The sequence below is a fragment of the Qipengyuania profundimaris genome, from assembly GCF_030717945.1.
Lineage (GTDB): Bacteria > Pseudomonadota > Alphaproteobacteria > Sphingomonadales > Sphingomonadaceae > Qipengyuania > Qipengyuania profundimaris.
Window position 1 is genome coordinate 2,588,631 of record NZ_JAVAIM010000001.1, and the last position, 26,309, is coordinate 2,614,939.

A 26,309-nucleotide genomic window follows, 5' to 3' on the forward strand; every position below is an offset into this window, starting at 1 on the left:
CAGCCTGACCTCCACGCGCGCGAAGCATATATATGGGCTGTCCGGTCCGATCATGCTGCAATCGATCGAGCAGTTGCCGAAGTCCCCCTGGCGCGCCTTTGCCTATCTCAACCTGGCGACCCGCGATCCCTACCATCTGCGATGGGGCTTGCTGCGGCGTGCCTGGCGGGATCACCCGCCGACCGTCATGGGCAATCTGCGCAAGGTGGCGGGCTGGCTTCGTTTCGCGCTGAGCGTCAGGCTGGGCCGGGGCTGACACGATGAGCGCGGCCAAGATCGACACGCAAGGTTTGCGCATGCTGGTGCGCAAGGCGGTGATCTGGCGCTCGGGCTCGCAGATCGTCAGCCAGCTGATCGCTTGGGCGTCGACCTTCCTGGTCCTCCGCATTCTCGATCCGGCAGACTATGGCCTCTACGCAATGGCGGCGGTGGTGCTGACCTTGCTCGGCCTGCTCAACGGCTATGGCCTCGCCAATGCGCTGATCCAGCGTGAGACAGTGACGCGCAAAGAGTTGCGCCAGCTGTTCGGCATGCTGCTGGTGCTCAACATTCTGTTGGCCATTGCACAGGTGATTGCAGCGCCACTCATCGCGCAGTTTTACGAACAGCCCGAGGTTGCCGACTTACTCCGAGTCCTGGCGCTGGTCTTCCTGACGAACCCTTTCCTCGCCCTCGGTTACGCCATCCTTTCGCGCGAGATGGACTTCAAGCGGCAGGCACAGGTCAACCTCGCCACAGCCATGCTGGGCGCAGTGGTGGCTCTGGCCGGCGCGCTGGCAGGTTTGGGCGTATGGACGCTGGTGCTCGCGCCGCTTTCGGTATTCGTCACGCGGGCAGTTGCGATGACGATCGTCGCGCGCGCCTTCATGTGGCCGAGCTTCGACTTTCGCGGCGCCGGTGCCATCACCAGCTTCGGCGGGGCGGTGACGCTGTCCAGCATCTTCTATTTCCTGCAAACGCAATCGGACGTCGTCATCGCGGGTCGGAATTTCGATGCCGCGACGGTCGGCCTTTATACGACCGCGCTGTTCCTCGCGCAGATCTTCATCAACAAGGTGGTGCCGCCGCTGAACGAGGTCGCCTTCACGGCGCTGTCGCGGGCGCAAGCAGACCGCGAGGCCTTCGCCAACGGGTTCCTGATATCGGTGCACGGTATCATGTTGCTCGCCATTCCGTTCTGCCTCGGCCTGGCCGTGACTGCCGAACCTTTCGTGCGCGTCGTCCTGGGCGAGAAATGGCTCGGCATCGTCCCGCTGCTGCAGGTGCTCGGCTGCGCCATGCCCTGGATGGTGCTGCAGGTGCTCTTCGCTCCGGCCACAAATGCAGCAGGCCGCCCCGGCATCGCGGTGCGTAATGCGGCCATCGGGGCGCTGGTCATGCCTCTCGCCTTCATCGTGGCCGTCCAATGGGGGGTCGAAGGCATGGCCTGGGCGTGGCTGGCCGCTTATCCCGCGATCGCGCTGATCACTGCGGCTAATTCGCTACCTGCCATCGGCGTAGCGCCGACCCGATTACTCGCCGCGGTCTTGCCCACGGCCCTCGCCGGCATTGTCATGGCCCTCGCCGTCTATCTCGGGGACAAGGCGCTGGCCGATGCCGAGCCTGTCTTACGTCTTGTGGCGCTCGTTGCCCTCGGCGCGACGATCTATTGCGGCTGGCTCTTCCTGTTTGCGCGGGAGCGGTTGTTCGAGTTCATCGCGCTCGTCCGCAATCGCTAGGCATCTGGAGCCTGTCCCACCTGCGTGGTATCACTCTCGCTACTGATGCAGGAGAGACCGCATGGCGCGCCGCAGCCTTGCCGCAATTCTGGCCTTGGGCCTCGCCACCACTGCCAGCGCGCAGCCGGATCAGGTCGAGGATGTCATCGGCGACGCGCCGAGCGACGAAGCCACGCTGACGGCGGACCGCCACAAGCGCATGACCGTGCCCGTCACAATCGCCGGCGAAGGTCCCTACCGCTTCCTCATCGATACGGGCGCGCAGGCAACAGTCGTGACGCATCAGCTAGTCGAGGACCTCGCCTTGCGCCGTAGTGGCACGGCCACGCTGGTCGCGATGGGCAGTTCGCGGCAGGTCGAGACGGTCGAGCTCGACGATCTCGAATTCGCCAATCGCAGTGTCAGCGGCCTGATCTCGCCGTTGCTGCACACGAGCAATATTGGTGCGGACGGCATTCTCGGCCTCGACAGCCTGCAGGATACCCGCGTGCTGATCGATTTCCGCGAGCGGCGTATGGCCATCGCCGATGCCGAGTACGAAGAGAGCAATTCCGGCTACGAAATCGTCGTGCGGGCGCGCAAAAAGCTCGGCCAGATGGTCATCACCGATGCACGGATCGACGGCGTGCGCACAGCCGTGGTGATCGACACCGGCGCGCAGAACAGCATCGCCAATCCGGTGCTGTTGCGCAAACTGCGTGCGCGCGAACGACACGAGATCGTTAGCGTCGATGTCCTTGGCACCCAGCTGACCAGCCGCGCGACATTCCTGCGCAGCCTGCAGATCGGGCGGGCGGAGATGACCAATGTCCAGATCGGCTTCGCGGACAGCCCGATTTTTGCCGCACTCGGCCTGTCGCGTCGCCCCGCACTGGTGCTCGGCATGAACAATCTGCGCGTTTTCGACCGGGTCGCGATCGACTTCAGCACGAAGCGCATCCTTTTCGACATGCCGAGCCGCCGGGCCAAGCGAGATGACCTTCGCGAAGACATGCCCGGCTGACATGGACCTTGCCTAGTGCAAGCCGCTACCCCAGATGGGCGCGGCAATGCCCCCCGATACCGCCACTTCCGACCAGCGCGACGATGCCGAGAGCTGGGCGACGATCCGCCGCTTCCTCCCCTATCTCTGGCCGGAGGGCAATCCGAAGCTGAAGCGCCGCATCGTCGGCGCGATGATGTTCGTGCTGTTGGCGAAGGCGACCACGCTCGCCCTGCCCTTCGCCTACAAGCGCGCCGTCGATGCGATGACCACGCCCGCGAACGAAGCGGCGATGGTCGCGCTGGCCTTTGTGATCGCTTATGCGGCGGGGCGGTTTGCCGGGGTGGCTTTCGACAACCTTCGCAACATCACTTTTGAGCGGGTCGGCCAGGAAGCGACCCGCAATCTGGCCGAAGACACCTTCGCTCGCCTGCACCAGCTGAGCCTGCGCTTCCATCTTTCGCGGCGCACGGGCGAGGTCACCAAGACGATCGAGCGCGGCACCAAGAGCATCGATTCCATGCTCTATTTCCTGCTGTTCAACATCGCGCCCACGATCCTCGAACTGATTGCGGTAGGCGTGATCTTCTACATCAATTTCGGCTGGGAATTGGTTGCCGCGACCGGCGCGACCGTCGTCGCTTATATCGCGATCACGCGCTGGATCACCGAATGGCGCACCAAGCTGAGGCGGCAGATGAACGACCTCGACGGGCAGGCGCTGGCCCGCGCGGTCGACAGCCTATTGAATTACGAGACGGTCAAATACTTCGGCGCCGAAGGGCGCGAGCGGGAGCGCTATGGCCGCGCCGCCCATGCCTATGCAGAGGCGGCGGTGAAGAGCGAGAACTCGCTCGGCCTGCTCAACATCACCCAGGCGCTGATCATGAACCTGCTGATGGGCGGCGCGATGGCGTTTACCGTCTGGGGCTGGAGCCGGGGAGAGCTGACCACCGGCGATCTCGTGCTGGTCAACACCTACCTCATGCAACTCTTCCGCCCGCTCGACATGCTCGGCTGGGTCTATCGCACGATCCGCCAAGGCATCATCGACATGGCCGCGATGTTCCGCCTGATCGACAGTGAGGTCGAGGTCGAGGACGTGCCCGGCGCGCCGGCGCTAATCGTGAACCGGCCGACCGTCGCTTTCGAGAATGTCGTGTTCGGCTACGAGAAGGACCGCACCATCCTTCACGGCCTCAGCTTCGAGGTACCGGCGGGCAGCCATGTGGCCATCGTCGGACCTTCCGGCGCAGGCAAGAGCACGATCGGGCGGCTGCTGTTCCGCTTCTACGACCCGCAATCGGGCCGCATCCTGATCGACGGGCAGGACATCGCGCAGGTTACGCAGGCGTCGCTGCGCGAAAACATCGGCATCGTCCCGCAGGACAGCGTGCTGTTCAACGACTCGATCGGCTACAATATCGCCTACGGTCGACGCGAAGCGGAGCATGACAATATCGTCGGCGCGGCGCGGTCGGCGGCGATCCTTCCGTTCATCGAGCGACTGCCCGACGGCTTCGACACCGAGGTCGGCGAGCGCGGGCTCAAGCTTTCGGGCGGCGAGAAGCAGCGGGTCGCCATTGCTCGCACGCTGGTAAAGGACCCGCCGATCCTGCTGCTGGACGAAGCGACCAGCGCGCTCGACAGCCGCACCGAGCAGGAAATCCTGCAGACGCTACGCCGCGTATCGGAGCACCGCACCACGCTCGCCATCGCGCACCGCCTGTCGACGATCGCCGATGCCGACCGCATCCTCGTCCTCGACCAGGGACGGCTCGCCGAAAGCGGAACGCATTCGGACCTGCTGCGCGCGGGCGGTCTCTATGCCGACATGTGGGCCCGCCAGGCAGAAGACCGCCCGGCGGTAGAGCCCGTCTGATCAGTCGCCCGTAGCGGCAGCCGCCACCAGCGCGCTGGTCGAAAGGTCCAGCGCATCGGCATCGACCACTTCGACATCGGGGCGAATCGCCTTGAGGTCGTCGAGGAACTCGGCCGCATTGCCGACGATGAGGACGGTCGCCTTCTCAGACCCCACATACTCCGCCGCAACCTGCGTGGCGGCTTCGGGCGAGACTGCCGCGAGACGGTCCGCATAGCGCGCAGCTTCACCCGGCTCGAGCCCGTCGAACAGCAGTCCGGCGACGATGCTGTTGAAGCCCGAAGAACTTTCCAGCGAGCGGGCGTAATTGCCGCCGAGGTAGAGCCGACGCTTGTCGAGTAAGTCCTGCGCAATCGCTTCGTCGCCCAGTCGGTCGAACTCGTCGAGGAAGACCTGCACCACCTCGTCGGCGGTCGAGTTCTGGGTCTGCGCAGAAGCGACCAGCGTGTCCGACCCGACGCCGCTATAGGCGCCGTAGCTGATCGAGCGTTTCGTGCGGACCTCCTCGAACAGGCGTCCGCTGGACCCGCCGCCGAGGATCGCGTTCGCGAGCTCCGCTGCGTAGTAATTGCCGTCGGTTCGCGATGGTGCGCGCATGCCGGCATAGACCGCGGCCTGCCCAGCGTCGGGCATATCGATCACCACTGTGCGGACGGGCTGCGCCTCGCCGGTGGGATTGGCGATCTCGACCGGCGGTTCGCCCACGCCCTGCCAGTCGCCAAGCAGGGTCTGCGTGAGCTCGATCGCCCGCTCGGGTGCGATACCGCCGCTGACGATCACCTGTGCGCGTGCCGGATGCCAGTATGTGCGGCGATGCTCGACCAGATCCTCGCGCGTGATCTGCGCCAGGCTCTCCTGCGTGCCGCCCGGCAGCGTGCCGAAGGGGGAGTCGCCATAAAGCACAGGGCGCACCGCCATGCTCGCGATGCCCCCGGGGTCTTTCAACGTAGCCGCCAGTCCGTCGATCGCCCGCTTGCGCTCGCGCTCGAAGGCGGCCTGCGGATAATCTGCGGATGTGAGGATAGTTGCGAGCACCTTGCCCGCCTCTTCCATGTTGGCGACCGGCGCGGTGAGGCTGAAATAGGCGCCTTTAGACCCGGCAGTCGCGCCGAAGCTGGCACCGAGGCTTTCGAGGCGGCGCGCGATCTCGGTTTCGTCGAGACCGCCCGCCCCCTTGTCGGCCAGTTGCGCGGTGAGCTGGGCCACGCCAGCCTTGGCGCGGTCGTCGCTGATCGAACCGCCCGGCACCAGCACCGTCATCGTCGCCAGCGGCACATCGCCCGTCTGGGCGGCGACCACTTCGATGCCGTTGGACAAGGTCTGCTCGACGATCCGCGCGGCTTCCAGCTGCGGGCGCTGGCCGGGACCGGGCACGGTTTCGCGCACGTCTTCCGCAGCGACCGACAGCGGCTCGCCCACCGCGTCGGGCAAGGTCTTGAAAGTCGGCATGGGATAAGGATTTGCGTAGGCTGAAGGATCGTCCTCGCCTGCCGTATAAACGATGTCGGTCCGCGCATTTGGATTGTAATAGGTCTGCGCGACGCGCTGGACATCGGCTGCCGTGACCGACGCGATCGCGGCAAGCCGCTTGTCCGGGAAAGACGGATCTCCCGTCGTCAGCAGCGCTTCGCCCAGCTCGAAGGCTCGGCCGCGTGCAGTTTCTCGCGAACGCAGCGCGCTGGCGAGAAGTTCGTTCTTCGCTTCGGCGACTTCGGCTTCGGTCACGCCTTCGGACTTTATCCGCTCACGCTCGGCAACGAGAATGCCGCGCACTTCATCGACATTGGCCTGCGGATTGATGACGGCGAACTGCGCCAGCACCCCGCCCTCTTCCTGCATGCCGACCTGATGGATCGCCTGCACGGCCTTGCCGCTGCGGACCAGGGCCGCGGCCATGCGGCTGTTGTCTCCGCGCGACATGATCGCGTCGAGCACCTCCAGCGCGGGCGCATCGGGATGGGTGATCGCAGGAAGCTTCCACACGGTGCCGACGAGCGGCAGCGGGACATTCGGCGCAGTCGCGGTGATGCTGCGCGGCTCGGTCCGCTCGGGGACATCGAGGTCGAAGGCGATCTCCACCGGGTTCTCGCGGCGCGGGATGTCGGCGAAATATTCCTCGACCAGGCTGCGCAAATCGGAAACCTCGAAATTGCCGGCCACGATCAGCGTGGCGGTGTCCGGCCCGTAATAGGCCTGGTGGAAAGCACGCGCATCGTCGAGCTCGGCGGACTCGAGCTGCTCGATGCTGCCGATGGTCGGGCGGCGATAGGGCGAGACGTCATAGGCGGCTTCGGGAATGACGAAGCTGCCGAACCGGCCATAGGGCGGCGCGAGCACGCGCTGGCGCAGCTCTTCCTTCACGACATCGCGCTCCTTGTCGAACACGTCCTGGTCGATCACGGGGAAGGCCATTCGCTCGCGGTGGGTCCAGAGCATGGCTTCGAGATATTCGGCCGGGACGATCTCGAAATAGTTCGTCCGGTCGGCATTGGTGGTCGCATTGCGCGTGCCGCCCACATCGGCGGTGAGGCCGTAGATGAGGTTGTACGGCATGTTCAGCGTCTTACGGCTGAGGATATGTTCGAACAGATGCGCGAAGCCGGCGCGGCCTTCGGGATCGGACTTGGAGCCGACCTCGTACCACATCGATGTCGTCACCGTGCCGGTCGAAGCGTCCGGGATGGCAATGACCTGAAGCCCGTTGTCGAGCGTCCAGCGCTCGTATTCGATTTCGGGGGCGACGACCGCTCCGGTGCTGCTGGCGGTGTGATCGTCGGCAACGGCAGGCGCGGCGGCGATGATGGCAAGCGAAGCCGCACCGGCGGCAAGGATGTGACGGAACATAAAACAGACCCCTCGTCTCGATTACGCAAAACGTTCGAACACCTTGGACGCGATCGGCCAATAGAACAACCGCCCTAGCCGCTCGACGAGTGGGCGCATAATCTGAGCATGCAGGTCGGGGCCGCAGCGGGTTGTGTTGCACTGCAACATGCTTCAAAGAGAACATCATTTCTCGGCATTATTGTCTGATGCCCAAACTTCCTGACGAATAGGTTCTTCCATGCTCGACCGCAGCACCCTGCGCCGCGACTGGCTCTCCAATATCCGCGCCGATATCCTTGCCGGGCTTGTCGTAGCCCTCGCCCTTATTCCCGAAGCGATCGGCTTCTCGATCATCGCGGGTGTCGATCCCCGCGTGGGCCTTTACGCGTCGGTCGCCATCGCGATGGTGATCGCGTTTACGGGCGGGAGACCCGGCATGATCAGCGCCGCGACTGCGGCGGTTGCGGTCGTCGTCGTCCCGCTCGTGCGCGATTACGGGGTCGAATACCTGTTCGCGGCCACCATCCTGATGGGAATCTTCCAGGGCATCGCGGCGCTGCTACGGCTCGACCTGCTGATGCAATTCGTCAGCCGCTCGGTCATCACCGGCTTCGTCAATGCGCTCGCGATCCTGATCTTCATGGCGCAGCTGCCCGAGCTCACACTGGGGAATCCCGGCGTGACATGGCTGACCTACGTCATGGTCGCCGCCGCGCTGGCGGTGATCTACCTGCTGCCGAAGCTGACTACCGCCGTCCCGAGCCCGCTGGTCGCCATCGTGATCCTGACCGCGCTGAGCATCTGGATCGAAGCGCCGGTCAATACCGTCGCCGACATGGGCGAGCTGCCCGAGGGCCTGCCCTATTTCGCCCTGCCCGATGTCCCGCTGACATGGGAAACCTTGCGCATCATCGCGCCCTATTCGGCAACCATGGCGGCAGTCGGCCTTCTGGAAAGCCTGCTCACCGCGCAGATCGTCGACGACATGACGCATACCGGCAGCGACAAGCGCCGCGAAAGCGCAGGTCAGGGCGTCGCCAATGTCGTCGCCGCGATGTTCGGCGGCATGGGCGGCTGCGCCATGATCGGCCAATCGGTCATCAACGTGACCAGCGGCGGTCGCGGTAGGCTGTCGACCTTCACTGCGGGCCTCGCCCTGCTGATCCTGCTCGCCCTGCTCGGCGATCTCGTCGGCCAGGTGCCGATGCCGGCGCTGGTCGCGATCATGATCATGGTCAGCATCGGGACCTTCAGCTGGAACTCGATACCCAACCTTACCAAGCACCCGTGGCAGTCGAGCGTCGTGATGGTCGCCACTGTCGTAGTGGTCGTCGCGACCCACAATCTCGCGCTGGGCGTGCTGGCGGGCGTCATCCTGTCGGGCGTGTTCTTCACCCACAAGGTGATGACCATGTTCGAAGTGGTGCGAGAGCGCGATGGCGACACGGCGATCTACCGCGCCAAGGGCCAGATCTTCTACGCCAGCGTGGAGCGGTTCGAAGCCGCGCTCGGCCCCGAAAGCACCCAGCCCGATCCGGCGGACCACGTCATCATCGACGTGCGCAAGGCGCATTTCTGGGACATCTCGGCCATCGGCGCGCTGGACAAGGTGGTCGAGCGCATGCGCCGCAACGGTCGCAGCGTGCAGGTGCGCGGCCTCAACAAGGCGAGCAGCGATCTCGTCGACAAATTCGCGCTGACAGACAAGACCGGCGTCGAAATCGGCCTCGCCCCGCATCCTTAGGGCGAACTAACCGGCAGCGCGCGCCATCAAGGCGAGCGCCTGCCGGTCGAACCACCACAGGCGCGGATCTCGCCGGGGCCGGAACTGCGGCAGGTAACTCGGGTAGAGCGACGCCAGTCGTTCCGGCAGTGCCGTCGGCCCCGGCCCGCGCATGATGTCGCTGACGATCCGGTTCTGGAAATGCCGCAGGCTGTAATTGCGCATTCGGCGTGCCTGCAGGAGCAGGTCGCCTGGTGTCAGTTGTACGGGATCGCAGAGGAAGGCAGCGCCCTCGACCGTCGCGACCCGCTCGTCCTGCCAGTCGTCCTCGTTGCCGAGATCGGTCTTGGCGAGAGCGCAGAGCAGGCCATCGTCGCCGATCAAATCGTTCGGCAGGCGAATGTCCTTTTCACGCATGCGGGCAACGAAATCGCCGTGCAGCGCATAGAGATCGCCGAACAGTCCATGCTCGCGCCGCATCTGCTCGCGATAGGCCTCTACGCGGCGGCCATTGCCGGGAAACGCGGACGCCGCATTCACGCCCCCATCGTCCAGCCCCGCTACCAGCGCGGCAATCGAACCCGGCTGTACCTCGGCGTCGCCGTCCACGAAGACGAAGTGTCGTCCGGCAGGCGCTGGATCGTCGAAGACGAAGCGGTTCCAGCTGCGCGACTTGCCCCCCTGCTCCCAGTCGTGGACCGTGACCCTGTCGTAGCCGCGCGCGATCTGCGCAGTGCGGTCGGTCGTCCCGTTCACGACCACGTGGATGTCGTAGCCCGGTTCGCCCAGCGGCAGGCTAGCGAGACAGCGCGCGATCCGCCGTTCCTCGTTGTGCGCCATTACCGAAATGGCGACCGGCAGGCTGTCGTTCATTCCGGCTTGCGGGCGATGGCCCACACGGTGACGGGAAAGTTCGGTTCGTTCTTGAAGCGCCGCTGCCAGCCGGTCCGCGCCCAGCGGTCGAGATTGGCCTTCACCGCGCTGCGATTACCCCACGATCCGGTTTCGATCGTCGCCTCGTCGAACCCGACCTCGGCCAGGAAATTGCGCATGCCGAGTTCCGTCCAGCGCGTGCAGTCCACCGGCACGGCGTGCTGGCGGATCATGAAGGGTGTAATGTTGACGAAGATCCCGCCCGGCCTCAGCATCTGCAAGACATGCTCGGTTGCGCGATAGGGCCGCACGAGGTGCTCCCACACATTATCGGCAATGCAGATGTCGAACTGGCGATCCAGCACATGGTCGCAGATGTCGTATTCGGGCCAGTTCATCTCGGTGTAACTGCCCCAGTCGCGCTCGCGCCATTTCCAGCCCGCCGCGATTTCCAGCGCGTCCATCTCCTGCACCGGCAGGGTATCGAGAAACGCATCGATCGTGCGATAGGCGACCGTGCGCGTGATGTGCGTCTTGTCGTAACCGACCACGCGCGCCACACGTTCTGCAAGGGCGATGGCTTGCTGCTTCATGCAGGCCCCCTAGCGCCGAATGTCTAAAATCGGTTTACCGTTCACCCACCCATGCTGGCGCGACCCGGACGGTAAATCAATCGCTCACGATTTCGGCGTCAGAGAATATACTTCGACAGGTCGGTATCGCCGGACAGATCGTCGAGCCGCTCGCGCACATAGTCCGCGTCGATGGTGACGGTCTCGCCCTCGTGTTCCTCGGCTTCGAAGCTGATGTCCTCGAGCAGGCGTTCCATCACCGTCTGCAGGCGGCGGGCACCGATGTTCTCGACGCTTTCGTTGACCCGCGCGGCGATCTTCGCGACCTCGGCGATCGCCTCGTCGGTGAAGTCGAGGGCGACCTTCTCGGTGCCGAGCAGCGCGGTGTATTGGTCCACCAGATTGGCGCGCGTTTCCTTGAGGATGCTCACGAAGTCCTCCTCCGTAAGCGCGCGCAGTTCGACGCGGATCGGCAGGCGGCCCTGGAGTTCGGGCAGCATGTCGCTCGGCTTGGCGACATGGAACGCGCCGCTGGCGATGAAGAGGACATGATCGGTTTTCATCGGGCCATACTTTGTGGCCACCGTCGTGCCCTCGATCAGCGGCAACAGGTCGCGCTGCACGCCTTCGCGGCTCACCGAACCGCCGCGCACGTCGCTGACGGCGATCTTGTCGATCTCGTCGAGGAAGACGATGCCATTGGTCTCCGCATTTTCCAGCGCGACGCGGTTGACGTCGTCCTGGTCCATGCGCTTCTCGGCCTCTTCCTCCACTAGCCGGTCCCACGCATCGGGCACCTTGAGCTTGCGGCGCTTGAGGTTGGACTTGCCCATCGCCTTGCCGAGCATGTCGCTGAGGTCGATCATGCCGACATTGCCGGGCATGCCGGGGATCTCCATGTTCGACTGCGGCTGGTCCCTCACCTCGATCTCGACCTCGGTGTCGTTCATCGAGTTGTCGACGATGCGCGCGCGGAAGGCTTCGCGGGTCGCCTCGCTGGCATTGTCACCGACGAGCGCGGTCAGCAGGCGGTCCATCGCGGCCTCGCTCGCAGATTCGCGAACGGCCTCGCGGCGGCGTTCCTTCTCCAGCCGGATGGCTTCTTCGGCCAGGTCGCGGGCGATCTGTTCGACGTCGCGGCCGACATAGCCGACCTCGGTGAACTTGGTCGCCTCGACCTTGACGAAGGGTGCCTCGGCCAGCCGCGCGAGACGGCGGCTGATCTCGGTCTTGCCGCAGCCGGTGGGGCCGATCATCAGGATGTTCTTGGGCGTCACCTCGTCGCGCAGGTCGCGGTCGAGGCGCTGGCGGCGCCAGCGGTTGCGGAGGGCCACGGCCACGGCGCGCTTGGCGTCCTTCTGGCCGATGATGTGCTCGTCGAGTGCGGCGACGATCGCCTTGGGGGTCAGATTGTCCATTATGTTCTCAGACCTCTTCGACGGTCACATTGCCATTGGTGAAGACGCAGATGTCGGCGGCGACCTTCATCGCCTTGCGCGCGATCTGCTCGGGATCGTCCTCGTATTCGGCGATCGCCTTGGCCGCGGCCAGAGCGTAATTGCCGCCCGAGCCGATTGCGGTGATGCCGCCTTCGGGTTCGAGCACGTCGCCATTGCCGGTGAGGACGAGGAGGTTCTCCTTGTCCGCAACGATCATCAGCGCTTCGAGATTGCGCAGGTATTTGTCGGTGCGCCAGTCCTTGGTCAGCTCGACTGCGGCGCGCAGGAGCTGGCCGTTATATTGCTCGAGCTTTTTCTCGAGCCGTTCGAACAGGGTGAAGGCATCGGCGGTCGCGCCGGCGAACCCGGCGACGACCTTGCCGTCCTCGCCGATGCGGCGGACCTTGCGGGCATTGGGCTTCATCACCGTGTTGCCCATGGAGACCTGTCCGTCCCCGGCAATCACGATCCGGTCGCCGCGTTTGACGCCGACGATGGTGGTGGAGTGCCACTGGACGATGCCGTGACTTTCGCTGTGTGAACTCATGACGCGCGATATGGGGCGCGCGCCGAATGGGTCAAGCCGCCGGGAGGATTACTGCTGCTGCCCGCCAACGCCCGGCGCACCGACCGCGCCGATATTGCCGAACAGGTCTTCGAGGAAGGTGCGCTGCCGGCCCAGCGTCGGCGTCTCGTCGCCATCGGGGCGCAGACATGACGCGCGATATGGGGCGCGCGCCGAATGGGTCAAGCCGCCGGGAGGATTACTGCTGCTGCCCGCCAACGCCCGGCGCACCGACCGCGCCGATATTGCCGAACAGGTCTTCGAGGAAGGTGCGCTCCCGGCCCAGCGTCGGCGTCTCGTCGCCATCGGGGCGCAGATACGCCACTTGGTCGATTCCGCTGCGGTCCGCAGCCACGACATTGCCCGCCGCGTCGAAGCGCACGGCCAGCACCTGGTGCTGTTCGATCCGCGGACGCACGAAGGGTTTGCGGCCCGTGGTGCTCGACACGTAATACCAGGTCGGCTCGCCGAACTGGCTGGTGAAGGTCGGACGGCCCAGCGTGCCCGCGACCGACTGCTGGTTGTCGATGCCCGGCTGGATCGACTGGGTCAGTACCGGATCGACGATATAGCCGCGGGTTTCGCGGATCGGCTGGCACGCAGCGGTAGCCACACCGGCAAGGGCAATGGCGCAGAGGCCGACAATCTTGGTCCTGTTCATGGGAACAGCAAATCTCCGTCTTCAAGTCCGCTTGGCCGTGTGGGCGTGCGTCCCTATATGCTCGGCCAACGCCTTAGTCGCAAAGCATCGGCCCATGCAATGTCACTGTTGCCGATCGCTTGGGGATCAGCGACTGGAGATCGCGGCCTGTATTGCCGCTGAACGGAGATGCCATGTCCTTTTTCGCCCGCCTGTTCGGCCTGTCCAGCGACCCGCGCGAGGAATGGCGCCCGCTGTGGCACCGCGTGGTAGAGGAAGCGCGCGATCCCGACTGGTACCGCATGTGCGGCGTCGCGGATTCGTTGGAAGGCCGCTACGACATGGTCACTCTGGTGCTGGCGCTGGTGATGCTGCGGCTGGACGACGTGGGCGAGGAAGGCAGCAACGCCAGCGCCCGCCTGACCGAGCTGTTCGCCGAGGACATGGAAGGCCAATTGCGCGAAGCCGGGATCGGCGATCCGACCGTCGGCAAGAAGCTCTCCGCCGTGATGGCCAGCATGAACGGCCGCATCGGCGCCTATCGCGACGGGCTACGCAGCGATCCCAAGGTGCTGGTGGAGGCGGTGCGCCGCAACGTCACCATGGCCCAGCCCGACGAGGCCGAGGCACTTGTCCAGCGGATGGCGGCGCTGCACGCGCGGCTGGAGCGGACAGGTTTCGAGACGCTGCACAAGGGAGAGATCGCCGCATGAGCGCGCCCGAACTCGTCCGCCTCGTCAAACCGCGCGCGCTGCCTGCCGAAGCCATGACGATCACTGCCGACACGGCCGAGCGCGAGGCGCTGGCCGATCGCTTCGGCGTGACGGCGGTCGATGCGCTGAATGCCCATGTCGCGTTCGAGACGAAGGATGGCGCGGTGCTGGCGAACGGCCGCCTGCTGGCTACCATCGAGCAGCCCTGCGCTGTGACGCGCGAGCCGCTGACCTACGATGTCGAGGAGCCGTTGAACCTGCGCTTCGTCCCCGCCGGATCGGTGCCGGACTACGCGCCGGACGAGGAAATCGAACTGGACAGCGAGGACCTCGACGAGATCGAATACGAGGGCGACAGCTTCGACCTCGGCGAAGCCATCGCGCAGACGCTGGCCCTCGCCATCGACCCCTATCGCGAGGGACCGGGAGCGGACGAGGCGCGGAAAGCTGCGGGAATCGTCAGCGACGAAGAGGAAACTCCGAGCGGGCCGCTGGCGGAGGCGCTGGCGGCGTTGAAAGGCAAGAGCGCAGAATGATCTTTCGGGTCTGAGCTTCCCGGCGAGCAATCGTTGGCGGCTCGAGAACGCCAGTGCTTCAGCAGGTCGTCGCCTTTCTCGGGACGACCGAATAAGAAGCCCTGCCCCTCGCGACAGCCGAGCGCCATCAGTTTCAGGCGCTGTTCTTCGGTCTCAATGCCCTCCGCGAGAACCTCGAGATCCAGGCCACGAGCAAGAGACACCATGGCCGAGATGATCGCGCTGCCCTGGGGCCTCACGCCGAGGTCGGCGACGAAGGCCTTGTCGATCTTCAGGCGGGTGACCGGGAGCTGCGACAAGGTGGACAGGGATGCAAAACCCGTTCCGAAATCGTCGAGGGCAATGTTGACGCCGGCTTCGCCTAGCGCGTTCAGTGTCGCAAATATCTGGTCGTCAGACCGCAAGGCGACGGTCTCGGTTATCTCGATTTCAATGTCCGAGGGTTGCAAGGCATTTTCTTCGATGGCGGAGCTGATCGTCTCGGTCATCGTGCAGCTTGTGAATTGCGCGGCGAAGAGGTTGAAGCTTATGCGCGGGACATCGATGCCATGGGCTCTCCAGAGAGCCAGCTGACGACAGCTTTCCTTTACCACCCAGTCACCCACCTGATTGGCGACCAGATGCCTTTCGAGCGTTGTCAGGAAATCGGCGGGAGCAAGCATCCCGCGCTCCGGATGATCCCAGCGCAGCAAGGCTTCGGCACCGATTGGCGTCCCGTCGGAGAGGCGAACCTGCGGCTGGTAGACCAATTGCCATTCGCCGCGATCATTGGCTGTGCGAAGCTCGTCCTTCAGGGCCCGGCGGTTCTGCATCTGCCGGTCGATATCGTCGTCGAACAGCCGGACCCTTCGTCCACCCGATTTTTTCACGGCAAGGAGTGCCATGTCCGCCTTGAGCAAAATCTCCTCCGGATCGGTGCCATGCACAGGTGCCATGGCGGCGCCCACGCTAAGGCCGATCTGGATTTGCTGGCCACAGACCAGGAACGGGTCCCGAAACTGGTCGCATAGCGATTGAGCGCGGGCCAGCGCATCCGAACCCCGAGTGAGATTGGGCAAAAGGACTCCGAATTCGTCGCCGCCCATCCGCGCAACCGTGCCGCTTGGTTCAAGATGGGCGATCAGCCGCAGGCTGACGGCTTGGAGCAGGCTGTCGCCCACCGCATGCCCGAAGGTATCGTTCACCTCCTTGAAACCGTCGAGGTCGATTGCGAAGACAGTCGATCCGGCGCGTGCTTCCGCTTTTCCGAGCGCCTTCAAAAATCCGGTGCGATTGACCAGCCCCGTCAACGCATCGTGATGCGCCAGCCTCTTCAGTCGGTTTTCTTTTTCCCGCCGCTCGGTAATATCCTTCAGCTTGGCCCCGATTTCCATGCCATGGGGCCCCTCCCAGCTAGCAAGGGTCATTTCGACCGGAAACTCGGTCCCGTCCGATCTCAGTGCGGATAGCTCGAGCGGCTTGTCGGCCAGTTTGCATACATTCGCTTCGGCCATGCGGCGCATCCCCTCTCGGTGTTGCGCCCTGAATCTTTCAGGGATGATTATTTCGACACCCCTCTCGATGACATCGCCTTCGGAGTATCCGAACATCGCCTCCGCGGCGGGATTCCAGAAGGCGATCTTGCCTTCGACGTCGGTGATCAGCAGCGCTACGCCCAAGGACCTGGCAAACCGATCAATCGAAAAGAGAGTCTCCGGATCGGTCATGCGCGAAGTAACCCAAAGACTCGCGCGCACGGCACCTCGCCGGGGTGAGCGGTCCCAAATCCGTGCATGCCGCGCTCGTATGCGCCCCATGCGAGGTCGCTACGGCAATGTCCACGATCGCGATTTTCTTTCGATTCCAGAGCTTGGCACATATCCATGTGCACAGTGGCTATCAGGCCAAGGCTAACGCACCCCGTCATCCGGCTCAGGGGTTTCCCCTATCGTTGGCACCGGGGCCAGTCGGAGCAGCCCGTCTGTGCGACGCGCGATGGAATCTCTCGAACGCTCAGAAGGGAATATCGTCGTCGAGGTCATCGTAGTTCGAGCCGCCGCCGGAACCGCCGGAGCTGCCGCCCGAAGAACCGCCGCCGCTGCGCCAGTTGTCGCCGCCGCCGGAGCTCTGTCCGCCGCCGCCCTGGTCCCAATTGCCGCCGCCGCGCTGGCCTCCGCCACCGCCGCCGCCCCCGCCGCCCGACGCACCGTCGAGCATGGTCAACGTGCCGCCTAGGCCGCGGATGACGACTTCGGTCGAATAGCGGTCGTTGCCCGACTGGTCCTGCCACTTGCGGGTCTGCAGCTGGCCTTCGATGTAGACCTTGCTGCCCTTGCGCAGATAGCGCTCGACCACGCCGACGAGACCTTCGGAAAAGATCGCGACGGTGTGCCACTCGGTCCGCTCCTGCCGTTCGCCGGTGTTGCGGTCCTTCCACGTCTCGCTGGTCGCGATGCGCAGGTTCGCGACCTTGCCGCCGTTCTGGAAGCTGCGGATCTCGGGATCGGCCCCGAGGTTTCCGATGAGCATGACTTTGTTGAGGCTACCGGCCATCGAATCGTCCCTTCGTGTCTGTTGGCGAAGGGCCTAACGGAGGGGGCGAGTCGCTTCTAGGGGCGATCCGGAGTTTCCACCGAAGCGGACCCGATCGCTACAACCCCAGCGCCACCGCGCCCCAGTAGGTCAGGCCCGCGAACACGTAAGCCAGCGCGAAGAGGTACACGACCATGAATGCCGGCCATTTCCACCCATTGGTCTCGCGCCGGGCGACCGCGATGGTCGAGATGCATTGCGGCGCGAAGACGAACCACGCGAGGAAGGCGAGCGCGGTCGGCAGGCTCCACAGCGCGGCGATCTTGTCGGTCACACCTTCCGCCGCGACCTCCTCGTCCGCGGCGTCTACTGCATAGGTCGTCGCCAGCGCGGAAACGGCGACTTCGCGTGCGGCCATGGCCGGCACCAGCGCAAGGCTCATCTCGCGGTTGAAGCCGATGGGCTCGAGGATCGGGTGGAGACCATCGGCGACCATACCCGCGATACTCGCGTCCATCTGGCTCTCGCCGGGATCGGCCTTGGGGAAGCTCAGCATCAGCCACAGGGCGATGGTCACCACGAAGATGATCGTGCCCGCCCGCCGCAGGAATACCCAGGCGCGCTGCCACAAGCCGATGGCGAGATCCTTGATGCGCGGCAACTGGTAGCGCGGCATCTCCATGATGAAACCGCTCGCCGCCCCTTGCGCGACCGTGCGCCGCAGCACCAGCGCGACGACCATCGCGCCGACGATGCCTGCGACATAGAGCGCGAACAGCACCAGTCCCTGCAGCCCGATGCCCGGCCCGATGCTGGTCTGCGGGATAACCGCCGCAATGATCACCGCATAGACGGGCAAGCGCGCCGAGCACGTCATCAGCGGCGCGATCAGGATCGTCGTCAGCCGGTCCTTCGCATCGGGAATGCTGCGCGTCGCCATGATGCCGGGAATGGCGCAGGCGAAGCTGGAGAGCAGCGGAATGAAGCTTTTGCCCGACAGGCCCACACCCGCCATCAGCCGGTCCATAAGGAAGGCCGCACGCGCCATGTATCCGCTGGCCTCCATCACCAGGATGAAGAAGAACAGGATTACAATCTGGGGAAGAAAAACTACAACCGACCCCACACCCGCGAGCACGCCTTCGGTCAGAAAATCGCGCACGAAGCCCTCGGGCATGGTGTCGGTGACGAGCGCGGACACGGCGCCCACCCCGCCCTCCAACGCGTCGGCGAAGGGGGTCGCCCAGGCGAACACCGCCTGGAAGATCACGAACAGCAGGCCGAACAGGATCACCGGCCCGATCCACGGATTGAGCAGCACGCGATCGATGCCGGTCTCGATCGTGTGGCGCGTCGATTTGGAGAGGATCGCGCCTTTCGCCATATGTTTGGCCGCCAGCCGCCGTTCGGGCAGCGTCAGGTGCCAGCGCTTGTGCGCCTCTTCATCGGCATGGGTGTCCGCCTCGGCGATGACGGCGGTGAGTTCGTCGAGCCCCTTGCGGCGAACGGCAACCGTCGGGACCACCGGCACGCCGAGCGCTTCCGAAAGCGCCGCCGGATCGAGCGTCAGCCCGTCCCGCTCCGCCAGATCCACCATATTGAGCGCGACCACGGTAGGCCGGCCCAGCTCGAGAACTTCCTGCGCGAAGACGAGATGTTGCTCGAGATTGGCGGCATCGAGCACCAGCACCAGCACATCGGGTGCGGCCTCGCCCTCGAACTCGCCATGGACGAGCTTCCGGGTCACCTCCTCATCCGGGCTGGCAGCATCGAAGCTGTAGGCGCCGGGCAGGTCGATCAGCTCGCGCGATTCGCCGTTCGGCAGCGCCAGGCGTCCGGCCTTTCGCTCCACGGTGACGCCGGGATAGTTGGCGATCTTCTGGCGGGCGCCGGTCAGCGCGTTGAACAGTGCCGACTTGCCCGAATTGGGATTGCCGACCAGCGCAACCTTGTGGTGGCGGACGGGATCGTCGCGGCTCATGCGGGCTCCACCTCGATGGCGAGCGCGTGCGCGCGGCGCAGTGCGATGGTCATGCGGCCGATACGGATGGCCAGCGGGTCGCGCGTGCCGAAGACGCCGCGATGGATCACGGATACTTCCGCGCCCTCGTCCACACCCAGGGCCTTGAGGCGCTTGCCCTCGTCCTCGGCTAGCGCAGCCCAGTCCACCGCGGTAATGCGCGCGGATTTCTCATGTTCGAACGCGTCGAGAGTCATGCGCAGCGCCCTGTCAGAAGCGCGCGCTTGTTGCAACCGATTATCAATAGCGGAGGTTAGCGGGCAGGGTACCGCAGCCGTCCTAGGAATCTCGTGACGCTGAAGCTCTCGCGGTCCGGGTTGAGCCACTTGGCCTTTACCTTCTCGAACTTCATGACGCCGTCGATCCGCCGCTCGAGGAAGGCGCAGGTCTCGGCCTTGTTCTCGCTCTCGTCCTCGACGAATACAGCCAGCGTCGCGCCGTAGATCGAAGCGAGGATGGCGCGCTTGGTATAGTGGTTATAATCGGTCGCGGTGTCGCCCGCGAGCCGCCACATGATATCGGCGCTGTTCCAACCGGTCTTCAGCGCAGTCGGCACATTCTGCGGCATGGCCATGATCGCCAGCGCGCGGCGCAGCGATTCCTCCAGACCGAGCACTGCGTCCAGCCGGTATTGCACAAGGTTGCGAATGCGCTCGCGAATCTTCATCTCCGCCAGCTTTTCCGCCGGCATGTCGAGCATCATCTGGCGATCGATCGTCTCGATCCATGCGCGGATCATGCCCATCGCGCCCTGGTCCTTGAAAGCGAGCCGGGCGACATCGCGATCGGCGCCAAGCTGTACAGCCGCCATCTCCAGCGCGGTGTCGGTCCAGCCATCGAACACCGCCGCATCGGCAATGCCGGGCGCGAGCGCCAACCGTAATTCGTCAAGCGTCAGGTCCTCGACCAGCAGCTCTTCCTCGAGGCTCGGATCACTTGGGGCCATAGACCGGCGCCGCCTTTCCCTTTTCCGCAATAGCTGCGTCGAGCGCAGCCAGCACCTGCGATCGTCCGCCGAGAAGCTCGGCATAATCCCTCGCGGTGCGGCCCGAGCTATCCGTGCGCAGCGGATCAGCCCCCTTGTCGACAAGCAGGCGGATCATTTCCACGTCGCGGCGATGGACGGCCGAAATGAGCGGCGTTTCGCCGGCTGCATTCGTGACATTTGCCGAGGCTCCGCCGTCCAGCAAGGCTTCGACCGCTTCCAGCGAGCCGATTTGCACGGCCACTTCCAGCGGCGATTCGCCGTCGCGTGTTTCGAGATTGGGGTTGGCACCCTTGCCGAGAAGAAACTTGATCCATACCGCGTCGCGGCGCTGCGCGGCGATGTGCAGGGCCGTCTCGCCGCTGGTGATGTCGCGCGAATTGACAAGGACGTTGCCCGGCTGCGCCAGCAGCTCGTTCACCTTGCCGCCGTCGCGATCTTTGACCGCTTCGAGGAACTCGTATCCCTCGCGCTTGCGTTGGGCGTTCGCCGGTGCTGCCACCATCGCCAGCGCCGCTGCGCCCAGGATCGCGTGAACAATCCGTTTCATCTCGTCGTCTACCCCTGAATTTTTCCGCATGCGAATGCGGGGTCGTCTCTTGAACAGAGGCAATTAGCAGACCATGAACCGGGATGCCATGCTTCCTCGCAATGCTCTATCTATCGCTATCGCCCTGGCCCTTGTCGGCTGCTCGTACGAAGATAATGCCCCGGCGGAACCACCACCGCTCGAGGGTGCCAGCATCGGCGGCGATTTCACCCTCACAGGCGAGAACGGCGAGCCTGTCAGCTGGAGCGATTTCGACGGGCAATACCGCACGATCTACTTCGGCTATACCTATTGCCCGGACGTCTGCCCGGTCGACGTGCAGCGCGCGATGGCAGGCCTCAAGCTGTTCGAAGAGCAGGACCCGGAGCGTGCCGCCCAGATCCAGCCGCTGTTTGTCGGCGTCGATACGGCACGCGACACGCCCGAGGTGCTGACCGAATTCACCGATAATTTCCATCCGCGCCTGATCGGAGTGACCGGTGACGAAGAAACGCTGACGAGCGTCGCGCAGCAATTTGCCGCCAGCTTCTCCAAGGGCGAGGAAACCGAGGCCGGCGGCTATCTGGTCAATCACACCAATGTCACCCTGCTCTTCGGACCTGACGGAGAACCTCTCGCCACTTTGCCGACCGACGAGGGTGCCGAAGCAGTCGCCACGGAACTGCGCAAATGGGTGCGCTGAGAGACCGCTTCTGGGAACGGCCGCTGGCCGAGCTCGATCAAGCCGAGTGGGAAGCCCTGTGCGATGGCTGCGGACGCTGCTGCCTGCACAAGGTCGAGTACGAAGATACGGGCGAGATCGAGCACACGAATGTGGCTTGCAAACTGCTCGACTGCCAAAGCGCGCGTTGTACCGACTACAAACGACGCAAGGCCTTCGTGCCCGATTGCCTGCAGCTTACGCTCAGGATCGTCGATAAGGTGGAATGGCTGCCGCCGACCTGCGCCTATCGCCTGCGCGCCGAAGGGCAACCGCTGCGGCGCTGGCACTATCTTATCAGCGGCGACCGCGAGGACGTGGTGCGCGCCGGCGTGTCGGTGGCCGGTCGCGTGATCTCGGAAACCGAGGCCGGGCCACTTGAACACCACGTCGTCGACTGGGGCGACGAGGACGAGGACCAGGCGGCGTGATCGACTGGCTTCGCCGCGAAGCCTTGGAGCCGGAAATCGAGATTGCCGGGCGCGTCCTGCCGATCGAACTCAATCGCAACCGGCGTGCCAAGCGGCTGACCCTGCGCCTCGCGCCCGACGGCAGTGCGGTGCGCATCACCCTGCCGCACTGGTGCCGCAGCATGGAAGCCCTGGCTTTCGCCCATGCGCGCGCCGACTGGCTGGGCGAGCAGCTGGCCAAGGTTCCAGAGCGGCGCGACCCTCTCAGTGAAGGGAAGCTCACCTATCGCGGGTGGGAGGTATCGATCGACTGGTCCGCCGACCATCCACGCAAACCCGCGCTCGACACGACCGGCGTTCGGGTTGGCGGACCGCAGGAAACACTGACGAAAAGACTGCAACGCTGGCTGGAGGCCGAGGCGCAGCGCCTGTTTGCCCAAGACGCGCAGGACTATTGCAGCCGTGCCGATCTTCCTGTCGGCGACGTGCGCCTGACCCGGGCCAAACGGCGCTGGGGCAGCTGTTCGAGCGAGGGCGTGCTGCGCCTCAACTGGCGGTTGGTACAAGCACCCGATTTCGTTCGGCGATCCGTGGTTGCGCACGAAGTCGCGCATCTCGTCCAATTCGACCACTCGCCCGCCTTCCACGCGCTGCTGGACGAGCTGTTCGAGGGGAATGTCGAAGATGCGAACGCCTGGCTCAGCCAGCACGGACGCACCCTCTACGCCGCCTTCGGCTGAGCGTACTGGCAAGGTTCAGCAAACATGCCTATCTTGGTCTCATGCGATTGAAGAGCAGATTCCACGTCAAGTCGGGCGTCACCGATCTCTGGGACTATGTCCGCGAACCGCGGCCGTTCCGCTGGACGCTGCTGTTGCTGTCGGCAATGATACCCGCGGGCGCGCTTCTAGCGCTGTCCCAGGAATCCCATCTTCGCCCGCCCGATCCGCCTAAGGTGACCTTTATCAATACGTTCGCGGAAGGCCGGACGGACGAGGAAATCCTCCTCAGCAACATCGAAAACCAGCGACGCAAGGAAGCGCGCGAAGCCGAGCGCGCCGAGCTGCTCGAGCGTAAGGTCGAAGCATACAAGACGCTGGGCCGCGCTACCGGGCTCGATGTCGATGAGATGGCGCGCGAGGCCGAACTCGAAAACGCGCGCGAAGCGGCCGAGGCCGAAGCGCGCCAGCGGGAATATTACCAGGCGGGCGAGACGGTTGCAGCCGGAACCGAATGATGCACGCTGGCTGGCGGCGGCGGCACGGCTGGCATCGCGTGGCCGCCCGCTGAGCCGCCCGAACCCTGCAGTCGGCTGCATCCTCGTCAAGGAGGGGCGGGTCGTCGCACGGGGATGGACGCGGGAAGGTGGCCGACCGCATGCCGAGGCTGCGGCGCTCGACCATGCAGGAGAGGCTGCGAGAGGTGCGACGGCCTATGTCACGCTGGAACCCTGCGCCCATCGCTCGCTTCGTGGGCCGGCCTGCGCGGATCGCCTGATAGAGGCCGGAGTCCCACGCGTTGTTGTCGGCGTTGAAGACCCCGACCCGCGCACCGCTGGCGAGGGTATCGCCCGTTTATCGGCCGCCGGCATCGCCGCCGCCCTTCTTCCCATTCCCGAGGCCGAGGCAAGCCTCGCAGGCTATCTCACTCGCGCCACAAGGGGCCGTCCGCACGTCACGCTCAAGTTGGCCACATCGCTGGACGGCTGCATAGCCATGGCCGACGGTCAGAGCCAGTGGATCACCTGCGCGGCCGCGCGTGCGCACGTCCATTCGCGCCGTGCGCTGACGGACGCGATCCTGGTCGGCGGCGGGACCTGGCGAGCCGACAAACCCCGTGTCGACGTTCGCCTACCAGGACTGGAAGACCGCAGCCCGCAACGTATCCTGCTCACGCGCGGCATCCCGCCCGACGGGGTCAAGGTCATCAATGCGCCGGGCCAGATCGACCGGCTGGACGGCGTACAGTATCTCTATGTCGAGGGCGGCGCGCAGGTCGCGGCCAGCTTTCTCGCCGAAGACCTCGTCGATCGCATCGAGCTCTATCGCGCACCCATCGTGATCGGCGCAGGCAAGCATGCGCTCGGCGATATCGGCCTCGCATCGCTGGGCGAGGCGCATGGCCGCTGGACGCTTGCCGAACAGCGCCAGCTTGGCAGCGACACATACGAAGCCTACAGCCGCACGCGCTGACAGGAGACACTGCACACATGTTCACCGGTATCGTGACCGCCATCGGCACCATCGAAAGCGCCGAGCAGCGCGGCGATTTGCGCGTCGTGGTCGCCTGCCGGTTCGATCCGGCGACGATCGATATCGGCGCATCCATCGCCTGCTCGGGCGTCTGCCTGACGGTGATCGCGCTGGGTGGCGAGACCGGCGATGCGCGCGTGACGTTCGATGTGTCGGGCGAAACGGTCAGCCGGACGAAGCAAGGCATGTGGGATCGTGGCGCGAAGCTCAATCTCGAACCTGCGCTCAAGCTCGGCGACGAACTCGGCGGTCATCTGGTGACCGGCCATGTCGATTCGGTCGGCCAGGTCGTGCTGGCAGAGGATGTGGGCGGGTCGCGCAAAATCGCGATCCGCATCAGCCGCGAGCTGGCACCCTTCGTCGCGCCCAAGGGTTCGATCACGATCGACGGGGTTTCGCTGACCGTGAACGATGTGCGCGACCGCACCGACGGGACTTGTGATTTCGCGGTGAATATCATCCCGCACACCGGCGAGGTGACGACCCTCGGCGCGCTTACCAAGGGCGACCGCGTCAATCTCGAGATCGATGTGCTGGCACGCTATCTCAAGAGAATGCAGGCGCTGGCGGGATAGACCCGCGAGCTTTCAGGCTAGCGGACCGGCCTCGAACGCGTCGCGCGTGATCTCGTAGACGAGGTGCACCACGCGCTTGCCCTGGTAGCGCTCCAGTTCGTAACAATCGGTGCGCTCGGCCCCGATCGCCTCCAGCGCATTGCGCGAGCGGTAATTGGTGTCGCCCACTCTGAATTCGACCAGTGAAACGTGCTCGAAGGCATGCGCCAGCATGGCGCGCTTCATCTCGCGGTTTATGCCCTTCCCCCAGCAGCGCCGCTCAAGGTAGGTCCAGCCGATCTCCACCACGCCGCCTTCTTCCGGATCGTATTTGTCGTAGCGGGTCGAGCCGAGGATGCGATCCTTGGCCTTGTCGACGACAGCCAGCGTACCACCGCTCGCCAGGCCTTCGTCGAAGAACCTATCGAAAACCTCGCGCCGCCAGCGATCGTGGATCGGGTGCTGCTCCCACACCATCGGGTCCGAAGCGACTTCGTACAGCGGCTCGCGATCGTCCTCGGTCACCGGCCTCAGCACCAGCCGCTCGGTTTCGAGGGTCGGCTGCCGGTCCATTGCCGGTCAGCCCTGCGTGACGTCGGCCAGCGCGGCGATGAACTTGTCGGTATTGCCCGCGTGAAGCCCCGCCACGTTGATGCGGCCGGAACCTGCCATGTAGACGCCGTGATCCTCGCGAAGCTTGGCGATCTGGTCCTTGGAGAGTGGCAGCATGGCGAACAGACCGTTTTGCTCGGCCAGTGCGGCGAGGTTGAGCCCCGGCACTTCGTTGTCTGCCGCCGCCAGCCATTCGCGGACGCGGCGCATCCGCTCGCGCATCTCGGTAAGCTCGTCGAGCCATTCGCCGGTCAGCGTGTCGTCATGCAGCACGTTGCGTACCGCCGCCCCGCCGTGATCGGGCGGCATGGACCAGTTCGCGCGCGCCAGCGAATTGGCATTCGACACGATGGCGTCGAGTTGGTTCGGCTCTTTCGCCATCATGTAGAAGGCGCCGACGCGGTCGCGGTAGAGGCCGAAGTTCTTGTCGCAGCTATAGGCGATCAGCGCTTCCGGCACTGCTGTCAGCACGGTGCGAACGCCGGCGATGTCCTCGTCCAGGCCCTGACCGAGCCCATGATAGGCGACATCGAGGATCGGCAGCACACCGGCGTCCGCCAACGCGCTGGCGATCTTATCCCACTCAGTGTAATCCACGCCAGTCGGGTTGTGGCAGCAGCCGTGCAGCAGAACGGCATCGGTCGGCTTGGCGTCTCTGATCGCGCCCAGCACTGCATCCAGATCGGCGTTGCCGTCTTTCGTCGCGTGATTAAAGGGTGCGACTTCCATTCCGACATCGGCCAAAATTTGCGCATGATTGGGCCAGCTCGGCGTGCCCATGTGAATCCGCGTCACGCCCGCCTGCTGGGCCAATGCCACCGCGAGTCGAACGGCGCCGGTGCCGCCCGGGGTCTGCATGCCTTCGATGCGGCCACCCATCGTCGCGTCCTCGCCGAAGATGTAGGGCATCAGTGCGGCGGTGAAGCCCGTATCCCCTTCCGGACCGAGGTAGGACTTGCTGTCCTGTTCGTCGATGAGCTTCTGTTCGGCCTGTTTGATCGAGCGGAAGACGGGCGTTGCGCCGTCGTTGGTGCGATAGACGCCGACGCCGAGGTCGATCTTGTCCTCCCGCGGGTCTTCGGCATGCATCTTGATCAGCGCGAGCAGCGCGTCGGGAGCCTGGGCTTGAAGGTTGTCGAGCATGCGCGCCTCTTCGCCAAATATGCGTGGGGCCGCAACAGGAAATCCCGCTGCGGCCCCGGAGCTCTTCGGTTTTGTTCTATCGCGACCCGAAGGGCTCCTTGCC

26 protein-coding genes and 2 pseudogenes (1 of these 28 only partly in view) are annotated in these 26,309 nt (G+C 64.9%); 13 read left to right on the forward strand and 15 right to left on the reverse strand.

Annotated elements, in window-relative coordinates; genetic code table 11:
- The 4 genes from Q9K02_RS12735 to Q9K02_RS12750 all read left to right on the forward strand — a co-directional run.
- Positions 1-256: the 3' end of a glycosyltransferase family 2 protein gene (locus Q9K02_RS12735; protein ID WP_305933231.1), read on the forward strand. It extends 644 nt beyond the left edge of the window; the window shows 256 of its 900 coding nt (coding positions 645-900); the start codon falls outside the window, past its left edge; the stop codon is at positions 254-256.
- 4 nt (positions 257-260) lie between these two features.
- The gene (locus Q9K02_RS12740; protein WP_305933232.1) at positions 261-1,718 is read left to right on the forward strand and encodes a lipopolysaccharide biosynthesis protein; all 1,458 of its coding nucleotides are present in this window, start codon (positions 261-263) and stop codon (positions 1,716-1,718) included.
- Positions 1,719-1,779: 61 nt separating this feature from the next.
- A complete protein-coding gene (locus Q9K02_RS12745; RefSeq protein WP_305933233.1) occupies positions 1,780-2,721 on the forward strand; it encodes a retroviral-like aspartic protease family protein in 942 nt (313 codons plus the stop codon).
- Positions 2,722-2,767: 46 nt separating this feature from the next.
- Positions 2,768-4,582, forward strand: coding sequence for an ABCB family ABC transporter ATP-binding protein/permease (locus Q9K02_RS12750; protein WP_305933234.1), 1,815 nt, complete (start codon positions 2,768-2,770; stop codon positions 4,580-4,582).
- Here the strand turns inward: Q9K02_RS12750 and Q9K02_RS12755 are convergent, their stop codons facing one another.
- The gene (locus Q9K02_RS12755; RefSeq protein WP_305933235.1) at positions 4,583-7,426 is read right to left on the reverse strand and encodes a M16 family metallopeptidase; all 2,844 of its coding nucleotides are present in this window, start codon (positions 7,424-7,426) and stop codon (positions 4,583-4,585) included. It abuts the gene before it with no gap.
- 220 nt (positions 7,427-7,646) lie between these two features.
- Between Q9K02_RS12755 and Q9K02_RS12760 the strand changes: the two genes are divergently transcribed.
- Entirely contained in the window at positions 7,647-9,152 is a 1,506-nt protein-coding gene (locus Q9K02_RS12760) for a SulP family inorganic anion transporter (RefSeq protein ID WP_305933236.1), read from the forward strand.
- Between the two features lie 6 nt (positions 9,153-9,158).
- Here Q9K02_RS12760 and Q9K02_RS12765 read toward each other — a convergent pair whose 3' ends face one another.
- From Q9K02_RS12765 to Q9K02_RS12790, 6 genes and pseudogenes are all read right to left on the reverse strand, one after another.
- A complete protein-coding gene (locus Q9K02_RS12765; protein ID WP_340310227.1) occupies positions 9,159-10,004 on the reverse strand; it encodes a glycosyltransferase family A protein in 846 nt (281 codons plus the stop codon).
- Positions 10,001-10,597 (reverse strand): methyltransferase domain-containing protein, encoded by a 597-nt coding sequence (locus Q9K02_RS12770; protein ID WP_305933237.1) that lies wholly within the window; start codon positions 10,595-10,597, stop codon positions 10,001-10,003. The genes Q9K02_RS12765 and Q9K02_RS12770 overlap by 4 nt, the downstream gene beginning before the upstream one ends.
- A gap of 98 nt (positions 10,598-10,695) precedes the next feature.
- Positions 10,696-11,997 (reverse strand): ATP-dependent protease ATPase subunit HslU, encoded by a 1,302-nt coding sequence (gene hslU / locus Q9K02_RS12775; protein WP_305933517.1) that lies wholly within the window; start codon positions 11,995-11,997, stop codon positions 10,696-10,698.
- Positions 11,998-12,001: 4 nt separating this feature from the next.
- Complete coding sequence (gene hslV / locus Q9K02_RS12780; RefSeq protein WP_278327960.1) at positions 12,002-12,562, reverse strand: ATP-dependent protease subunit HslV; 561 nt, start codon at positions 12,560-12,562, stop codon at positions 12,002-12,004.
- Positions 12,563-12,610: 48 nt separating this feature from the next.
- Positions 12,611-12,727: pseudogene (locus Q9K02_RS12785) on the reverse strand (outer membrane protein assembly factor BamE); the annotation flags it as partial.
- Between the two features lie 52 nt (positions 12,728-12,779).
- Complete coding sequence (locus tag Q9K02_RS12790) at positions 12,780-13,241, reverse strand: outer membrane protein assembly factor BamE (RefSeq protein WP_305933238.1); 462 nt, start codon at positions 13,239-13,241, stop codon at positions 12,780-12,782.
- Positions 13,242-13,414: 173 nt separating this feature from the next.
- Here Q9K02_RS12790 and Q9K02_RS12795 point away from each other — a divergent pair, with 173 nt between their 5' ends.
- Positions 13,415-13,933: a ubiquinol-cytochrome C chaperone family protein gene (locus Q9K02_RS12795; protein ID WP_305933239.1), complete on the forward strand. Its 519-nt coding sequence runs from the start codon at positions 13,415-13,417 to the stop codon at positions 13,931-13,933.
- Positions 13,930-14,469: a YceD family protein gene (locus Q9K02_RS12800; protein ID WP_305933240.1), complete on the forward strand. Its 540-nt coding sequence runs from the start codon at positions 13,930-13,932 to the stop codon at positions 14,467-14,469. Before Q9K02_RS12795 ends, Q9K02_RS12800 begins: the two co-directional genes overlap by 4 nt.
- Before the next feature lie 92 nt (positions 14,470-14,561).
- Here Q9K02_RS12800 and Q9K02_RS12805 read toward each other — a convergent pair.
- The 6 genes and pseudogenes from Q9K02_RS12805 to Q9K02_RS12830 all read right to left on the reverse strand — a co-directional run.
- Positions 14,562-16,265: pseudogene (locus Q9K02_RS12805) on the reverse strand (putative bifunctional diguanylate cyclase/phosphodiesterase); the annotation flags it as partial.
- Between the two features lie 196 nt (positions 16,266-16,461).
- A complete protein-coding gene (gene ssb, locus Q9K02_RS12810) occupies positions 16,462-17,001 on the reverse strand; it encodes a single-stranded DNA-binding protein (protein WP_305933241.1) in 540 nt (179 codons plus the stop codon).
- A 97-nt stretch (positions 17,002-17,098) separates the two neighbouring features.
- A complete protein-coding gene (gene feoB, locus Q9K02_RS12815; protein WP_305933242.1) occupies positions 17,099-18,961 on the reverse strand; it encodes a ferrous iron transporter B in 1,863 nt (620 codons plus the stop codon).
- Complete coding sequence (locus tag Q9K02_RS12820; RefSeq protein WP_278327953.1) at positions 18,958-19,197, reverse strand: FeoA family protein; 240 nt, start codon at positions 19,195-19,197, stop codon at positions 18,958-18,960. The genes feoB and Q9K02_RS12820 overlap by 4 nt, the downstream gene beginning before the upstream one ends.
- A gap of 56 nt (positions 19,198-19,253) precedes the next feature.
- Positions 19,254-19,946 (reverse strand): COQ9 family protein, encoded by a 693-nt coding sequence (locus Q9K02_RS12825; protein ID WP_305933243.1) that lies wholly within the window; start codon positions 19,944-19,946, stop codon positions 19,254-19,256.
- A complete protein-coding gene (locus Q9K02_RS12830) occupies positions 19,933-20,535 on the reverse strand; it encodes an ankyrin repeat domain-containing protein (RefSeq protein WP_305933244.1) in 603 nt (200 codons plus the stop codon). Before Q9K02_RS12830 ends, Q9K02_RS12825 begins: the two co-directional genes overlap by 14 nt.
- Positions 20,536-20,608: 73 nt before the next feature.
- On the opposite strand from Q9K02_RS12830, the gene Q9K02_RS12835 reads away from it, so the two are divergent.
- The 6 genes from Q9K02_RS12835 to Q9K02_RS12860 are packed head-to-tail and all read left to right on the forward strand — an operon-like array spanning position 20,609 to position 24,472.
- Positions 20,609-21,217, forward strand: coding sequence for an SCO family protein (locus tag Q9K02_RS12835; protein WP_305933245.1), 609 nt, complete (start codon positions 20,609-20,611; stop codon positions 21,215-21,217).
- Entirely contained in the window at positions 21,205-21,666 is a 462-nt protein-coding gene (locus Q9K02_RS12840) for a YcgN family cysteine cluster protein (protein ID WP_305933246.1), read from the forward strand. The genes Q9K02_RS12835 and Q9K02_RS12840 overlap by 13 nt, the downstream gene beginning before the upstream one ends.
- A complete protein-coding gene (locus tag Q9K02_RS12845; protein WP_305933247.1) occupies positions 21,663-22,385 on the forward strand; it encodes a M48 family metallopeptidase in 723 nt (240 codons plus the stop codon). The genes Q9K02_RS12840 and Q9K02_RS12845 overlap by 4 nt, the downstream gene beginning before the upstream one ends.
- 41 nt (positions 22,386-22,426) lie before the next feature.
- Positions 22,427-22,882 (forward strand): hypothetical protein, encoded by a 456-nt coding sequence (locus tag Q9K02_RS12850; protein ID WP_305933248.1) that lies wholly within the window; start codon positions 22,427-22,429, stop codon positions 22,880-22,882.
- Entirely contained in the window at positions 22,863-23,837 is a 975-nt protein-coding gene (gene ribD / locus Q9K02_RS12855; RefSeq protein ID WP_305933249.1) for a bifunctional diaminohydroxyphosphoribosylaminopyrimidine deaminase/5-amino-6-(5-phosphoribosylamino)uracil reductase RibD, read from the forward strand. The genes Q9K02_RS12850 and ribD overlap by 20 nt, the downstream gene beginning before the upstream one ends.
- Before the next feature lie 17 nt (positions 23,838-23,854).
- Positions 23,855-24,472 (forward strand): riboflavin synthase, encoded by a 618-nt coding sequence (locus tag Q9K02_RS12860; protein ID WP_305933250.1) that lies wholly within the window; start codon positions 23,855-23,857, stop codon positions 24,470-24,472.
- Positions 24,473-24,484: 12 nt separating this feature from the next.
- On the opposite strand, the gene Q9K02_RS12865 is transcribed toward Q9K02_RS12860, so the two are convergent.
- Positions 24,485-25,024 carry a GNAT family N-acetyltransferase gene (locus tag Q9K02_RS12865; protein WP_305933251.1) on the reverse strand — a complete coding sequence of 180 codons (540 nt, stop codon included), beginning with the start codon at positions 25,022-25,024 and terminating at the stop codon, positions 24,485-24,487.
- A 6-nt stretch (positions 25,025-25,030) separates the two neighbouring features.
- Positions 25,031-26,206, reverse strand: coding sequence for an amino acid aminotransferase (locus Q9K02_RS12870; protein ID WP_305933252.1), 1,176 nt, complete (start codon positions 26,204-26,206; stop codon positions 25,031-25,033).
- Between the last annotated feature and the right edge of the window lie 103 nt (positions 26,207-26,309).